The following is a 14,511-nucleotide window of genomic DNA, read 5'->3' as shown; positions in this document are numbered from 1 at the left end:
AAGTACTGCGATGATAACCCGTTTTTTAAGCCTGTCTGAATCGACAAAAGGCGTTGTTGCTTCTGTTTTTGCTTCCTGCTTATTTGCTTTGATGCCTGTTTACGTTCAGTTTCAACCTCAATTGGATAATTGGTCGATAACCGGTGGCGAGGGGCATTGGATTGCGATTCAACGAGTCATCTGGAGTGCTCTTCTGATGATACTTGTCTTAATGATGAGTGGTAGGATTCGATTGTTTTGGCAAGCATTTAAACAGGCTCATCGATGGCATCGTTATCTACTGTCAGCGCTGCTGGTGGGGCCTCAATATTGGATTTTTGTTTGGGCGCCACTGAATGGAGAGACACTCTCGGTTGCTCTTGGGTATTTTTCTCTACCTTTAGTTTTGGTCCTAGTAGGGCGATTTGTTTATGGCGACCAATTGTCACCTCTGCAAACGCTCGCATGCCTAGTGGCAACAGCGGGTGTCGCGTATGCATATGCAATGGCTGATGGATTGTCGTGGATTGTTTTATTGATCGCATTGGGGTACCCAGTCTACTTTGTTCATAGACGCACACTGAATATCCAAAGTGACGTAGGATTCACGCTTGATAATGTCTTTTTGTTGCCGTTTGCTATCGGTGCTATGTTTTACTTGCAGCCTTTCGAGGCGCTCCGTGAGCTAGACTTATCGATAATAGGTTATTACATTGGCTTAGCAATAACAGGCTCTGTACCCATGCTGTTGTTTTTGTATGCCTCGCAATCATTGTCTATGTCTGTCTTCGGATTATTAGGTTACGTAGAGCCCGCGCTCGTGTTTTTGGTCGGGCTGATGTTGGGCGAGCGAGTGGCCACGGCCGATTTACCTACCTACTTATTAGTAATGGCCGCATTGGTGATTTTGGCGATCGATGGTGTGCGTAGAGCGCGCTCTCAAGGTTTAGGAATAAACTAACTGATTCTAGTTGAGTGATAATCATGATTGAAAAGATATGGGCCGAGTATCAGGCCGGTTTACAGCGATTCTTGCTGAGTAAGTTATCAGACCCTGATGATGTTGATGATGTACTGCAAGAGGTATTAATAAAGACGCACCAAAATCTTGATAAGCTCGAAAACCCCGAAAGCATTAAAGCATGGCTATTTCAGATAGCAAATCGCTCTGTGATTGATTTGTATCGACGCAATGGTCGAAGCGCAATCTTGGAAGGGGAGACGTTATGGTTTGATCAAGATGAAGAAAGTGCAAAAGAGCAGTTGGCGCAATGCATGGAACCATTGATCCGCTCCTTGCCGAGTACTTCCGCAGCCTTATTGACATCGGTTGACTTGGAAGGGAAATCTCAAAAAGAGATGGCAAAAGAGATGGGGATCAGTTACTCGACACTAAAATCCCGAATTCAAAGAGGACGCGTTGACCTGCGTAACGTCTTAGAACAGTGCTGTCAGTTGTCATTCGACGCGAATGGTAACTTGATGGATTATCACCCAAGAAAAAAGGATTGCGACGGTTGCTAAATAAAAATGGCTTTTGATAAACATTTGTTTATCAAAAGCACAGAGCGTAAAGGTTTTACATTGTAAATTTAAGCCTTAATAAACTGGATTATTAGACCGCAATAGATCGTTATTCCTTACTAGAGAGTTAGTCCGCAGCCGCGAGTTAGTCCACGATAGTTTGTTATTACAAAATAAATGGTTAACGAAGGCTGATTTCACCTAGTGTGACCTTGGTTAGAGCTAAATAGGCTAGGTTAGAGTGATGAACCAGTCGTGTCGCACCCTCAAGTTCAAACCCCAAGTCTAATGATTCATTGGCATGACCTTTGATTTTATTTAATCGATCAAGCGCGCTTGTTAAGTCTGAGTTTGAGCCTTTAGGGGTCTTCAACTGTTGTAAACTCATTAGCTGGTCAGTGAGCTTTCGTACGCTGACCTCTAAGTCGTAAGCATCTTCGGTTCGACAGATGCGATGTCGATATTTTTCTAATAGTTTTAGCGTATCGATAAGGTGTTCTTGAAGCGTTAACTGATCCATGTTCGGAATATCCTTAATAAAGTCACCTGTTTAGCGGTGAGCGGTGTTGAGGATAAGTGTCGTTCATTATTGGGCAACGGGTAAAAAAAAGAACAACAATTCGATATATATCACATTAACTGAATAAAAATTCATTTTATTGCATGATTGATTCATGAGTCTTTGGTCTTGTGGATGGCTTTGATCTACTTATTTGTAACGTGGTGTATTAAGCCCTTCAGTTTTGCTAATCCCCAAGCCCCTGTTGTCACAATATCCTGAATCTCACCCTCGATGATCATTGTTTCAAATTCCTCAATGGAAAAGGATTTGGTGATTAAGTCTTCTTCTTCGACATCAAGGTTACGAGCGGATTGGCTAAGCTCCGTGGCAAGGTAGATATGACAGGTTTGATTGAGAAAACCATAAGCAATAAGCTGTTGACCCACATAAGTCATATTACCAGCGATCAATCCCGTTTCTTCTTGCAGCTCTCCTTTTGCCAGTTCTAATGGGTCGGCTTCAGGGTTGGATTCCCAAGCACCTTGCGGCAGTTCCCAGTAACGACAACCTACGGAATAGCGGTATTGCTGGACCAAGTGGATTCGAGCGCCGTCGATGGCAATAATGACAGCGCAGTCAGGTTTATCAACGACCCCATAAATGCCGGTGGCGCCACTTTCTCGTTCGATTTGATCTTCTCTTACCGTCATCCACGAGTTTTGATAAACAATGGTTGAGTTCAATGTTTTGATAGACATAAAGTAATGCTCGCAAGTAATAAAGGTCTGGCGTCACTATATAACGCCTAACGTTAGAAAGCTAAAGCTAGAAAGCGATCGCATTCTAGCTAGGTGCTGTGCATTTGATGTGTGAAGCTGACGGGGTCGCAAACCCCTACTTAGTTTCACTGGCAGTGAGTGTTGAACGAGGAAAATAAACAGAAATATGAGGAATTTCTACTAGTTTGACTGAAATATAGATAACGAAGGGTTCTCAGATGAAGCAATGCCGATGGTTGTTTCTATTTATTATTGCGCTTTCCACGTTTCAAGCGAAGGCGTTAGATTCATTTCCACTATCGCCACCTGACACTCACTCCCCTCGGGCGACATACGAGAGTTTTACAACCATTGTCGCTCAGGCTAATTCTGCGTTGAGTCATGCACTTGCGGATGAGACAGGGGTCACGACTGAAGAAAAGCAGCGAGTTTATGGATTGTTTAATAAAGCCACTCAAGCCTTTGATTTATCGGATATTCCAGCTTCTTATCATCAAAGAATTGGTATTGAATCAGTGATGTTACTTAAAGAGGTATTAGACCGTCTTCCTCCGTTTGACGTCGACGCGATACCAGACGACCACAACTTGACTAGCTGGCGTATTCCTAACTCAAGTATTGAGATTGTTCGTTCAGAGACGGGACAGTTTTTATTTTCCAAAGTGACGGTTGATCGTTTGTTTGATTATTATTCACTTGTGAAGCACCTTCCAGCTAACGATGCAACGGCATTAGATTATTATGAGTATTATTCACTTAGCGCGGGTCGGTTGATACCGCCAGCATGGTTTCATCATATTGAGGGGTTACCTAAGGTATTCATGTCTGAATTTGGTGATCAAGCGCTATGGCAGTGGTTAGCCATTACTGTGTTGACGATATTGCTCGCCGGATACGCGTTTCTTGTGTACCGGCGACTAAGACGGGCGATCGTCAAACCTGTATTGATGGCAGCGGGATTATTTACTTATATCTGGCTTGCTGATGATCAGCTAAATCTTACTGGTAGTGTGATGAGTTTGCTTAATATCACGGGTGAATTACTACTTTGGCCGTTAGTTGCACAAGTTGCTTACATGCTTGGTGCCTCGATATGCCAATGGTTGATTGGACGGGATAAAAGTCATAATGGGTTACGAAGAAGCTTGGCGCAAATCTCTGGAACAATAATTGGTAGTTTGTGTGCAGTAGCGGTGTTGGGGTTTGGATTACATCGTTTAGGTGTCCCTGTTTATGGCATTGTGACAGGCTTGAGCCTTGGAGGGATGGCGATTGCGTTAGCGATTCGTCCCACCATGGAAAATCTGATTGGGGGTGTCATTTTATTTATGGACCGCTCCTTGTCTGTTGGCGATTTTTGCGCGGTAGGCAAGGTTTCTGGGGTTGTTGAGCAGATTGGGGTGCGATCGACACGTATCAGAGCGAAGGATCGCACTCAAATTACCATGGCAAATGGGGACTTGGCTAAAATGGAGATCATCAACTTTAGCCGCCGCGATAGGTATCCATTTTTAGTGACACTAGGCTTACGATATGAGACACCAATGGAAGATATGGTGCAGATCACGAGAGGAATAAAAGAGTGTTTGGCGGGAAATGACTCCGTGCTGAGCACACCTTTACGTGTTCATTTTTCAGCGTTTAGCGACTACAGTATGGATATCGAAGTCTTCGCGCATATTGATACATCTGATCGGGAAACATTCCTCAATATTCAACAGAAGCTGTTAATGGATATCAACACCGTTATTCTCGAGCATGGTGCCAAGTTTGCGTTACCATCTAATACCACCTACCTCCATCCTGATAACCTAGCGCATGCGATGACGCCGTTTAAACGAATAAACGATAGCGTGACGTAATGTGATTCTCTGCAGCAATAATTAAGACGAGATATTATTGGGTGCCATGCGATGGAATTGAAGAGTTTTTATCGAATAGTTCAAATGACGCTAGCTCAGTTCGAGACTTTTTGTTAAAAAGAGCAGATAAAAATGATTCGTACAACATTCGTTGAATCTTTAAATAAACATCAAAACAAAGGACACTGGCGTGCAACCAAGTATTCAATTCGAAAAATTTGTAGACCTAGATTTTGATCTTGCCGAGTGCCCTCGTTGGGACTGGCGTACTCACTCTTGGATGTGGGTGAATATCTGCGATGGTGAGTTATGGCGAAACAAAGATGGTCAAAATGAAAAGCTAGAGTTCGAAGAACCGATAGGTTGTTTTGCATTGCATGGAGAGCAAGGCTTCACTGTTGCCTTAAAGTCGGGGATGTACCTCGTTGAAGCTTGGGGCAGTGAAAAAAAATCGTTAGCGCCATTGGTGTCTGAATTCCCACGTATGCGATACAACGATGGTCGCGGTGCACCCGGTGGTCGCTTTGTTGCGGGTACGCGTAACGGAGCCAAAGTCGGCGATCAAGGTCAATTTCATCAGCTAAATTTAGATGGCACCATTGAAGCGTTACCGATGTTTGCATGGACCTGTAATGGTCTTGCGTTCTCGCCGGATGGTCAGTGGTTATATTGGGCTGATACGGGTTCCAGCAAGGTTTACAAACACCGTTACAATCCGGAAACAGGCGAATACGGTGAGCAAGCATTGCATTGTGATCTTGACGGTTATGAAGGCCGTCCTGATGGCGCGAGTGTCGATGTTAGTGGTAACTACTGGGTCGCTATGTACGCGGGTCAATCGGTCGTTCAAATTTCACCAGAGGGTGAGGTTAAACAGGTCGTTAGCGTGCCATCAGAGAATCCAACAATGGTAGGTTTTGGTGGTGAAACGATGAAAGACTTAATGGTAACGTCGGCAGCCAGCGACAATGAAAAAGGTAAGCTTCTGATAGCGAAAGACGTTGTTGAAGGGGTAAAAGAAAGCCTAGTGACTGTACTCGTATAGTGCATTACTCGCCTTTTACATAAGTCGTACAATACCTAATTCGTGCAATACATAAGTTATGTCGTGCATTAACGCCATGAAGATACAGTCCTAAGTAGGGACGCAATTAGCATTGCTACTTAGGACGTCATCGCGGTTTGACAATGGGTTGTGCGATTCATTTCACTTAAATCGTCCTCAGTAATGTATTTCTTTGCGACTACGTTCCCAGATACCACCAAATGGGAGATGTAATGATGGCTGTTTGAGGTAGGCATATTACTCCACAAAAAGTCTGCTTTAGTCGTATCAGAAAAGCGAATATTCAGTACTATCGCTTGCCGCTCATCTCGCATATCGTACACATTAATCTCACATTGCCTCATGGCTCACCCTTTCCCTTCGCGTGTCATTCTTGTCTTCCTTAACGTTAAAGCCAGTCGTACTGATAAATACTCTATAAGGTCGATCATGGCTTGATTATCAATGTCGTAACATAATTTCATTCTTGTTAACGAATAGATTACACGTTATTCGTACGGTAAACTTTGAATTGCTTCAAAACGCCTTGAACAAATATCATACAAATAACGTTTTTGGAATACACCTCAAATAAAGTAAGGGTATTGTGATGGCTTTTAGTGAGAATTTAGAAAATAATAAGGGTTAGCGGATGAGTTTATATCACGGGCGGAACGCATTGAATTGAAAGACTTTATCGGCGCTAGAGTCTTCATCGGTAACCACGTGCTGGTTGCAAAGTCGCGGCAGAGCCTCGTTATTCTCTGTAACATGGCTCATCATCGGGGTTGATGAACCATGTGTAAATTTAGTGAATAGCGCGGCATCGTTTTGTTGAAGAACGTGGTATCGCGTTATTGAAGTACTTTGCGCGCATGAGCAGGTTGGGTTGGTCGAGCGTTATTGCCCATCGCACCTTGCAAAACCTCAAGTTCTTGCTGACCGACGGTTTGTTTATCTTTTAGAACAAACCATCGAACACCTTCGCTGCAGGGAGGTGTTGTTAGAGAACCACTAAACCGGTAGTACGAACGAAGGCGCGGCAACAGTGAATTCAGTGAAATTTGTGTATCTGGTTGAACCGCTTCACCGTTACTAGGAAGGTCTGATAATACGTGTTGCAACGCGCTTTCCTCTCTGAGGCCAGCTTGATAAAAAACACTGATGACGGCTAATTCGTCGTGACTATTAGCATGAACAAAGTGTGCTTCCAACGGAGAGGTTTTACCATTCAATGTGTTTTCGGACGGGGTATGGAAGTGAAATTGTTTAAGGGTAAACGTGTCACCATCTATTTGTAGCGTGTTGTCACCTGTCACGTTAGCTTGGATGGTGTGGCCATTGTTGATGACCTCAGACACATGCCCTGAATACTTGATCGCGAGATTTGGTAATTGCGCATCGACCAAGACGGTGTCATTGATGTCGATTGGGCTTTGATTTTTCCCTTCCGAACATGTTGCGCTGAGCGCTCCCCATGACTCAACCCCATGATCTCCGTGATACCCCCAATCGGAGGCGAATGATGCATGTGCGATGACCATGGCACCTAAGCCGATTAGCGCTCTCGTTGTATTATTTTTCATCACCTGTCCTTACTTGTTATCGAGTTCAATCTATGTTGATTGTGTTCTTTTAACGGTATAGCAACTAATTGAAAATCTAGATACTAATAAATTTATACGATGGTTTTGCTTTCTACTGGCGAGAGGGTATGTGAATTATACAAATATGCCACAAGGTGAGTATTGTGTTGTGAAGCTTATCCAAAAATTGAAGCGAAGATAAGGTGCAGTGTTTTGCTAGGAGGTTGTTAATCACGGCATGAATAATACGTTTAGACAATGATGCCATAAGAGGCAAGCATAACGTCTCTAGCGGTCGCATTGTCTCCAGAAGCCACCGTTACTTACCCGCAAGTACCTTAGGCCGTCATCCACGTGCAGACGAGGATCTTCATCAGCGTGTGACTTACTTAGATCGAAATGAATGACACCAGAATAGGTTCACAACGCGCTGATGAAGATCCCCTTTTTCAAGGGGATGACGGTTAGTTTTTATTTGTGAAGGTAGTCATATGCCGGAATTTATTCTGCGCTGATGAAAACCGAACTGGCACGTTTTTGGACATAAACAATTTAGTTCCCTTTTTCCTCCAACTAACAACATTCGTCATCCTCACGAAAGTGAGGATCTCACAAAGCGCGTAGACAATTGAAAAATTCGATTAAGTTAAGTACATCGAGTTCGCTACGCGCTGAATGAGATCCCCTTATTCAAGGGGATGACGGTTAGTTTTATTTGTGGGTGCAGTAACATGCCAGAACCTATTCTGCGTTCATGAAAACCGAACGGGCACATTTCTGGACATATATGAGTTAGTGATTTTGCTAAATTAGTTTTCTACGAATTATTTAGAGTATTGCAAAGCTTGCACACCCACGGCAGGACTTATCTCTGCATTGAGGTCTTAGGCTAAGTTTTTAGTCTGGAAATAGCTCTTGTTATATTTTCTAGATAAGGCTTTATTTGCGTACTAACATCTGAATCATCATTACACTCGAAGTTATCTTTAAAGTCACCCAAAGCCCACACTACCTCACGTGTCTCGTTAGTTTGAATGTCCTTTTCGAACCTTGTCATTACCCAATAGTCACTTAGTAGTAAGAAGAAAATAGATGCCATCGAGTGAACGCTGTTTTCGAAATTGAATGAAGAGATTGTGTCGTTAAACTTCCAGTTTTTACTTCTTCTTGTACCAGTGAGTATTTCAAGGTCGTTAAAACTTCTACTTAGTGAAAGTTGGAACAAAGAGTCATTCACTATATTGAACTTCCCTTCATCAATACAGGTTTGACACTCTTTTATTATCTTAGCTAAACGGTCGAAAAGATCAGTGTTAGCAATGTCATAAGGAGCATAATCACCATCTTTAGCATTGGGGAATAAATTGTTATGTACGAATGCTGCTGTATCGATAGGTTTGCACTCTAAGGCTCCAGCGATTTTGTCACTGTACTTCACGAATTCTTCTCGATGTTTATAGTAATTTGTAAAAAGGTTCTGAGCTTGAATCAGCTCTATCTGTGTACTTGTTCTATCAAGTTGCTCTTTTGTTTGTATTGACCTGTGATTTAATGAGATTAAGCCCAGAATAGCTCCATAAGCTGCTGCTAACTTAATTGGTACATTGTAGAGTTGAATAAAATTCTCGAACCCATCAGGAGTTAGACAAAGCGAGTAATTAGAAATAGCTGAAACTGAAATCAAAATAGTAGCTAAGAAGATTACCACCCCGAAAAGCCATGAAATCATCTTGGTAGAAGTCAGTTCAAAGATTCCTTTATGCGCTGTCATGACCACTCCTAAGTGCTTAATTTTACAAGTGCACAGACAGGTTACATGCTTGAGAAAAACCAAGTCAATTATCTTTTGGGTTACATTAGTGATCTACCTGTCGAAACTCACAATGAGGCAAAACCAGTAAACCAGTAAACCAGCCCAATTATGACGCATTGTATGCATCTGCTACTTTTTCGTTTATCTCAGACGCTAACACTTGAGATTCTTTCATGATTCTCTGAACTTTCGCCCAATTATCCCAGTGTTTATTCCAAATATCAGTTCCAACAATTTCTTCAAAATCCATGTTTGTTGGTTCATGCCAACTTTCATAACGAGCCAAAGCTGACATTCTTTCCGATATGTCGATAACATCACGAGTTTTTGGGGACAAAGGCGCATCGCTAAGCATCCATGTATCCCAAGATTTATTTCCCTTTGATTGATTACATTTTCCGCAAGCTGGAACTAAATTGTGAATCTCAGAAATATAACCCGTAGGCTTTTTGTCCATTACTAATGGTCTCAAGTGATCCCACTCAGTGAATTTATCTCCGCAATACGAGCAACAGATTGTTTTATCTGTCATTCCCAGTGTCGCTAACGCTTCTTGTACTTCAGTTGCAGAGGGTTTTACTGTTGGAATAATCCCGTTAATAAAAGAATTAGTTATGCTCGACGAACGTCCTGTAATACTTACTGGTTTCGGCATTTTAAATAGTTTATCGTAAGACATAATTTCCCTTGTTTCAATGAAGTGTTAGCGAACAATATAGGATCCATTATTCCAACTATCCGCCACTGCTTGCCATACTAACATCGGTATAGTGCTATTAGTTTTAGTTAACCAAAATGTGTTACACGAACAGAGAATGAGACTACACTCAAACGCATAAAGGGGCAAAACTAAGCTAGCCAACATATGATAATGTTGTTGTTCAGTAAGCGTTGTCGGTAGATTGCTTTCTTCAACGGAATGACGAATTGTTGGATGTTCTGGTTGCTGATAAAGGGTGGCGTTTGTCCAGAATCGAATAAGCTCAGTCTTCGTTAGCGCACAATGACGTCTGGCATGCTACTGCTCCCACAAATAAAAACTAACCGTCATCCCCTTGAAAAAGGGGGATCTTCATAAGCGCGTTGTGAGCCTATTCTGCTGTCATTCATTTCTATTTAAGAGAGTCACACGCTTTTGGCGATCCTCGTCGGCACGAGGATGGCGGCATAATAGGGATGGGTTGAAAAGGCACATTTCCGATCAAGCTATATTGTCCCCCCGACAGCTGTACATTAACGGTCAAAGCTGGTCCTTTAGCCGTGCCATGTAATAGGTCGAAATGAACTCACCATCGCGAAGCACCGAGCAGAGTGCTTCGCCCTCGATCTCAAACCCATATTTGGTATAGAGGGCGATGGCAGCCTTGTTATCGGCATTCACTTCGATTTGGACACGCTGAACATTTAGCCAGTTATCGGTGAGCTCTAACACGGTTTCGAGCAAGCGACTGCCGATGCCCATGCCGTGAAAATCGTCATGGACTCCGATGCCAAAACTGGCGCAGTGTGCAGTGCGAGGTCGCTGAGAGTGTTGAAGGCCAATATTACCGACAATTTTCCCATCTAATTCCGCAACAAAACTGTATGTTCCAACCGGTATGTTTGCCAGGCGCTCTTCCCACAATGAGAGAGATGGGAAGGGCAGCTGAAGGGTCTCGCGTTGTGCTTTCGGTTGAGAGTACAACTGAGTCAAGCCTTCTGCATCTGCTTGTTCTGATGGCCGGATAAGTATGTTCATGCTCGCGTCCTAAATCTGGAAGTTATGCCTCTATAACTAATTGAATTAAAGCGATGATGCAAGTGTTACCTTGCTGAATATTCGGGGGATTATCGTCGTGTCAGGGTTGGCATTCGCGTTTAGTTCCGCAGTTTGATGGTGACGGAGACAACGGCATGATCAGAACTGATGTCGTCTACACCAAATCGTGGGTCAATAATGTGCTTGTTCTCTACGTGATAGTCGAGAAGCTCAAACTGCGCATGTGTATAGCTGATGTCAAACTCAGGAGACAATAAGATGTGGTCGAGTCTATTGCCTTGAGATCCATAATAGTGGGTAACAGGCGATACGTTAGCGGGTTGGGTTTGTCGCTGTTGAAATAACGTCCAGCTGTCTAGCAGCGTATAAGGCAATATGGCATTGGCCGATTGCGGCTGGCGTCTTAAACTTTGTGAGTGAAGGGGATGGAATTCGGCGGCATCAAGGTTGTTGTTAAAATCCCCAAGTAGTATCGCGGGATTCTTGGTGGCTTGTTTGTGTGTGACAATCGTGTTGTGGAGGCTAAGCACTTCCATTTGTCGTAATTGGGTTGATGCGGTTGAGGCATGCAGTTCATTGAGCCATTGTTCCACTGGTGATTCAAGCATCGGATCTAGGATAGATGATGCTGGTCGTTGGGATTTTAAGTGCACGTTATACAGATCAATTTTTTGTTTTTCGTTGATACTAAGTGTGACATGCAATGGAGGGCGGCTGAACTCTCCAGGCCAACCTTCGGCGAAACATGGGTTGGGTTGTGGTGTTAATGGTAGGCGAGAAGCGAAAGCAACGGAAGGTTCAGAATAGATATAACCCGCCTCAAGGTGACTATCCTGGTTGAAGTAAAAATACTGATAGCCAAGTTCATTCATTAGCGCTCGCAAAGCGTCGGTTGAAAACACTTCCTGAAATGCGATGATGTCTGCATTGAGTAAGCTGAGCGTTTTTTTCAGCCACTTTGTTTTTTGAGCCCAATGTTGCGTTGTGTAAATATTATCCATTTCATAATACGCAAAGGGCGGTTCTGCGAAATTACACAGGTTAAAAGTCGCGAGTTTTATTGTATTTATATTTTGCAACGTATTAGACTCCACACAGGCTCGTAACAAAAATCACCATAACAAAACGAGCCAATTTAAAATAATAGTATCTTAGATCTATAGCACCTTAGTCCTATAGCACCCTAGATAGTTAACACCTCAGACCAATAGTATCAGCACTTCAGGAAAAAAATCATGTTATCTAGCCATAAAGAAAATGATTGGCGAACGCCTCAAAATTTCCTCATTATCATTTCTATTATTGTTCCTATCGCATTCTCTAGCTGGATGGCGTTACTTAATAACTTTGTGATAGAAAAAGCCAATTTTGATGGTGCGGATATCGGGCTGTTGCAAAGCGTGCGAGAGATCCCTGGCTTTCTCGCGTTTACTGTCGTCTTTGTGTTGCTGTTTATCCGTGAACAGAAGTTTATGGTGTTGTCTTTGCTTATGCTGACATTAGGCACGGCGATTACTGGCTTGTTTCCGTCGGTGGCAGGATTGCTCATTACCACATTCATTATGTCGACGGGATTTCATTATTTTGAGACGTTAAAACAGTCGTTATCGCTGCAATGGTTAAGCAAAGAAGAAGCGCCTGAAATGCTGGGTAAGCTTATCTCGATAGGTGCGCTCGCGTCACTCCTAACTTACGCTTCATTGTGGGTCATGCTGGAGATATTTAAACTTGATTATATTTGGGTGTACGGAATTTCTGGTGGTATAGGCTTTGTGTTGGTCCTTGTCATCGCCTTTGCATTTCCACAATTTAAAACCGAAACCCAGCAAAACAAAAAATTGGTGTTGCGTAAACGATATTGGCTTTATTACGCATTGACCTTTATGAGTGGTGCACGACGCCAGATTTTTACGGTATTCGCGGGCTTTTTGATGGTTGAAAAGTTTGGTTACAGTGTCGCTGATATCACGTTACTATTTCTCATTAACTATCTGTTTAACTTCTTGTTTGCTAAAAAAATAGGTCGATTTATTGGCATTGTTGGTGAGCGTAAGGCTCTCATGTTCGAATACGTTGGCTTGATCTTTGTCTTTGTGGGTTATGGCTTGGTACAAACTGCAGAATGGGCCGCGGCATTGTATGTTGTCGACCATCTATTTTTTGCGTTGGCGCTGGCAATCAAAACGTATTTCCAAAAAATTGCTGACCCTGCTGATATGGCTTCGACGGCTGGCGTGTCATTTACGATCAATCATATTGCAGCGGTGGTTATCCCCGTCACGTTTGGTGTGATTTGGTTGGTTTCTCCCTCCAGTGTTTTCTATATTGGCGCCGCGATGGCGTTGGTATCGCTCGTGTTGTCATTGAACATTCCACGAAACCCGACAGAGGGAAATGAAGTACGAATGTTGAAATGGAGTTAAGATACTCGGTTTGAAAAATGAATATGTCAATGGCAGCCAGTGGTTGCCATTTTTTTTATAAAGATGAATTAAACCAGTTCGCTACTGTTTTCCTGCCACGCTTGTTCGCTCAGTAACCAGCTTGTCCGAGTAACCCGCTTATAGACGTGTTTATCGACACGTTATCACCCAACGGTAGATGGTAAAACATAGCCTGTTGAGATGACTGAACTAGTGATTAGGATTCAAAGGGCCGCATTTATCTTTGAACTTGGTCAAAATAATTTTAAAACATCATTTCACTTAATTGATTTTCTCTCATTGTCACGTTAAGGTGCTATGAATAACTTAAATAGTAATACATTAATACTTTATCGATGTGTGGAAGACCGACAATATGATTCTCGATTCATTTAGTTTAAAGGGCAAGGTTGCCATTGTGACGGGTTGCAATACAGGGCTCGGACAAGGAATGGCCGTCGCGCTTGCCAGCGCAGGCTGTCATGTTGTTGGCGTTAATCGGAGTGATGCTGCTGAAACTCAAGAAAAAGTGGAAGCGACCGGACAGTATTATCTCGATGTTCGTGCGAATCTCATGAAGAATGATGAGTTGTCCTCTATCGTGGAGCAAGCCGTGAATCGGTTCGGTCGTATCGATATTCTAGTCAACAATGCTGGCATTATTCGTCGCAACGACGCCCTCGATTTTACTGAACAAGATTGGGATGACGTTATGGATGTAAACGTCAAGACCGTGTTCTTTCTTTCTCAAGCCGTGGCTAAGCAGTTTATAAGCCAAGGAGAAGGTGGCAAGATCATTAATATCGCTTCTATGTTGTCCTTTCAGGGCGGTATTCGTGTGCCTTCTTATACGGCATCGAAAAGTGGCGTGACGGGGATTACGCGTTTGATGGCCAATGAATGGGCAAAGCACGGTATTAACGTTAATGCTATCGCCCCTGGGTATATGGCGACGAACAACACCGCTGCTTTGCAAGCTGATGAAAAACGAAATCAGGATATTCTTGCTCGTATACCAGCCGAACGGTGGGGAACGCCAGAAGACATCGCAGGCCCATGTGTTTTTCTTGCTTCTAAAGCATCCGATTATGTCAACGGCTATACCATAGCGGTTGATGGAGGATGGCTAGCTCGCTAGTTAATCCTCTGATAGCTTTTACCATTTTTATAACGTCTATGGCTTTCATCTTCTTATAGCTTTAGAACGTTTATTAATCTTTCAGTGATACTACTAATTTC

Annotated in this window: 14 protein-coding genes; 6 read left to right on the top strand and 8 right to left on the bottom strand. The window is 43.0% G+C overall.

Going from position 1 to position 14,511, the window contains the following annotated elements; genetic code table 11:
* The first annotated feature begins 10 nt into the window (after positions 1-10).
* Both rarD and sigZ read left to right on the top strand, forming a co-directional pair.
* Complete coding sequence (rarD, locus tag ACE1OE_RS01860; protein WP_449209898.1) at positions 11-940, top strand: EamA family transporter RarD; 930 nt, start codon at positions 11-13, stop codon at positions 938-940.
* Positions 941-963: 23 nt separating this feature from the next.
* Positions 964-1,503 (top strand): RNA polymerase sigma factor SigZ, encoded by a 540-nt coding sequence (sigZ, locus tag ACE1OE_RS01855; protein WP_449209897.1) that lies wholly within the window; start codon positions 964-966, stop codon positions 1,501-1,503.
* A 181-nt stretch (positions 1,504-1,684) separates the two neighbouring features.
* Here the strand turns inward: sigZ and ACE1OE_RS01850 are convergent, their stop codons facing one another.
* Together ACE1OE_RS01850 and ACE1OE_RS01845 are read right to left on the bottom strand one after the other, a co-directional pair.
* On the bottom strand, positions 1,685-2,023 hold the full coding sequence (locus ACE1OE_RS01850; RefSeq protein WP_102470441.1) for a hypothetical protein: 339 nt from the start codon (positions 2,021-2,023) through the stop codon (positions 1,685-1,687).
* A gap of 185 nt (positions 2,024-2,208) precedes the next feature.
* On the bottom strand, positions 2,209-2,763 hold the full coding sequence (locus ACE1OE_RS01845; RefSeq protein ID WP_102470442.1) for an NUDIX domain-containing protein: 555 nt from the start codon (positions 2,761-2,763) through the stop codon (positions 2,209-2,211).
* Between the two features lie 239 nt (positions 2,764-3,002).
* Between ACE1OE_RS01845 and ACE1OE_RS01840 the strand changes: the two genes are divergently transcribed.
* Both ACE1OE_RS01840 and ACE1OE_RS01835 read left to right on the top strand, forming a co-directional pair.
* On the top strand, positions 3,003-4,646 hold the full coding sequence (locus tag ACE1OE_RS01840) for a mechanosensitive ion channel family protein (protein ID WP_449209896.1): 1,644 nt from the start codon (positions 3,003-3,005) through the stop codon (positions 4,644-4,646).
* A 190-nt stretch (positions 4,647-4,836) separates the two neighbouring features.
* Positions 4,837-5,691: an SMP-30/gluconolactonase/LRE family protein gene (locus ACE1OE_RS01835; RefSeq protein WP_449209895.1), complete on the top strand. Its 855-nt coding sequence runs from the start codon at positions 4,837-4,839 to the stop codon at positions 5,689-5,691.
* A gap of 119 nt (positions 5,692-5,810) precedes the next feature.
* Here ACE1OE_RS01835 and ACE1OE_RS01830 read toward each other — a convergent pair whose 3' ends face one another.
* The 6 genes from ACE1OE_RS01830 to ACE1OE_RS01805 form a co-directional block, all read right to left on the bottom strand.
* Entirely contained in the window at positions 5,811-6,056 is a 246-nt protein-coding gene (locus ACE1OE_RS01830) for a hypothetical protein (RefSeq protein WP_102470445.1), read from the bottom strand.
* A gap of 489 nt (positions 6,057-6,545) precedes the next feature.
* Positions 6,546-7,235 carry a carbonic anhydrase gene (locus tag ACE1OE_RS01825; protein WP_449210101.1) on the bottom strand — a complete coding sequence of 230 codons (690 nt, stop codon included), beginning with the start codon at positions 7,233-7,235 and terminating at the stop codon, positions 6,546-6,548.
* Positions 7,236-8,166: 931 nt separating this feature from the next.
* Entirely contained in the window at positions 8,167-9,048 is an 882-nt protein-coding gene (locus ACE1OE_RS01820; protein WP_449209894.1) for a hypothetical protein, read from the bottom strand.
* A gap of 148 nt (positions 9,049-9,196) precedes the next feature.
* Positions 9,197-9,769, bottom strand: coding sequence for an HNH endonuclease (locus ACE1OE_RS01815; protein WP_449209893.1), 573 nt, complete (start codon positions 9,767-9,769; stop codon positions 9,197-9,199).
* 561 nt (positions 9,770-10,330) lie between these two features.
* Positions 10,331-10,828 (bottom strand): GNAT family N-acetyltransferase, encoded by a 498-nt coding sequence (locus tag ACE1OE_RS01810; RefSeq protein WP_449209892.1) that lies wholly within the window; start codon positions 10,826-10,828, stop codon positions 10,331-10,333.
* Between the two features lie 119 nt (positions 10,829-10,947).
* Positions 10,948-11,943 (bottom strand): endonuclease/exonuclease/phosphatase family protein, encoded by a 996-nt coding sequence (locus ACE1OE_RS01805; RefSeq protein ID WP_449209891.1) that lies wholly within the window; start codon positions 11,941-11,943, stop codon positions 10,948-10,950.
* 141 nt (positions 11,944-12,084) lie between these two features.
* Here ACE1OE_RS01805 and ACE1OE_RS01800 point away from each other — a divergent pair, with 141 nt between their 5' ends.
* Entirely contained in the window at positions 12,085-13,272 is a 1,188-nt protein-coding gene (locus tag ACE1OE_RS01800) for an MFS transporter (protein ID WP_102469587.1), read from the top strand.
* A gap of 376 nt (positions 13,273-13,648) precedes the next feature.
* Entirely contained in the window at positions 13,649-14,410 is a 762-nt protein-coding gene (kduD, locus tag ACE1OE_RS01795) for a 2-dehydro-3-deoxy-D-gluconate 5-dehydrogenase KduD (RefSeq protein ID WP_102469586.1), read from the top strand.
* The last annotated feature ends 101 nt before the right edge of the window (positions 14,411-14,511 follow it).

Source organism: Vibrio sp. E150_011, from assembly GCF_053544015.1.
Note: the sequence above shows the minus strand (reverse complement) of the source record. Positions and strands in the feature narration are given on the sequence as shown.

Excerpts from the sequence above, each read along its gene's own strand:
- rarD (WP_449209898.1), top strand. The coding sequence starts at position 11 with ATGATAACCCGTTTTTTAAGCCTGTCTGAATCGACAAAAGGCGTTGTT.
- ACE1OE_RS01820 (WP_449209894.1), bottom strand. The coding sequence starts at position 9,048 with ATGACAGCGCATAAAGGAATCTTTGAACTGACTTCTACCAAGATGATT.
- ACE1OE_RS01800 (WP_102469587.1), top strand. The coding sequence starts at position 12,085 with ATGTTATCTAGCCATAAAGAAAATGATTGGCGAACGCCTCAAAATTTC.
- ACE1OE_RS01845 (WP_102470442.1), bottom strand. The coding sequence starts at position 2,763 with ATGTCTATCAAAACATTGAACTCAACCATTGTTTATCAAAACTCGTGG.
- ACE1OE_RS01850 (WP_102470441.1), bottom strand. The coding sequence starts at position 2,023 with ATGGATCAGTTAACGCTTCAAGAACACCTTATCGATACGCTAAAACTA.
- ACE1OE_RS01840 (WP_449209896.1), top strand. The coding sequence starts at position 3,003 with ATGAAGCAATGCCGATGGTTGTTTCTATTTATTATTGCGCTTTCCACG.
- ACE1OE_RS01830 (WP_102470445.1), bottom strand. The coding sequence starts at position 6,056 with ATGAGGCAATGTGAGATTAATGTGTACGATATGCGAGATGAGCGGCAA.
- sigZ (WP_449209897.1), top strand. The coding sequence starts at position 964 with ATGATTGAAAAGATATGGGCCGAGTATCAGGCCGGTTTACAGCGATTC.
- ACE1OE_RS01810 (WP_449209892.1), bottom strand. The coding sequence starts at position 10,828 with ATGAACATACTTATCCGGCCATCAGAACAAGCAGATGCAGAAGGCTTG.
- ACE1OE_RS01825 (WP_449210101.1), bottom strand. The coding sequence starts at position 7,235 with ATGGTCATCGCACATGCATCATTCGCCTCCGATTGGGGGTATCACGGA.
- kduD (WP_102469586.1), top strand. The coding sequence starts at position 13,649 with ATGATTCTCGATTCATTTAGTTTAAAGGGCAAGGTTGCCATTGTGACG.
- ACE1OE_RS01815 (WP_449209893.1), bottom strand. The coding sequence starts at position 9,769 with ATGTCTTACGATAAACTATTTAAAATGCCGAAACCAGTAAGTATTACA.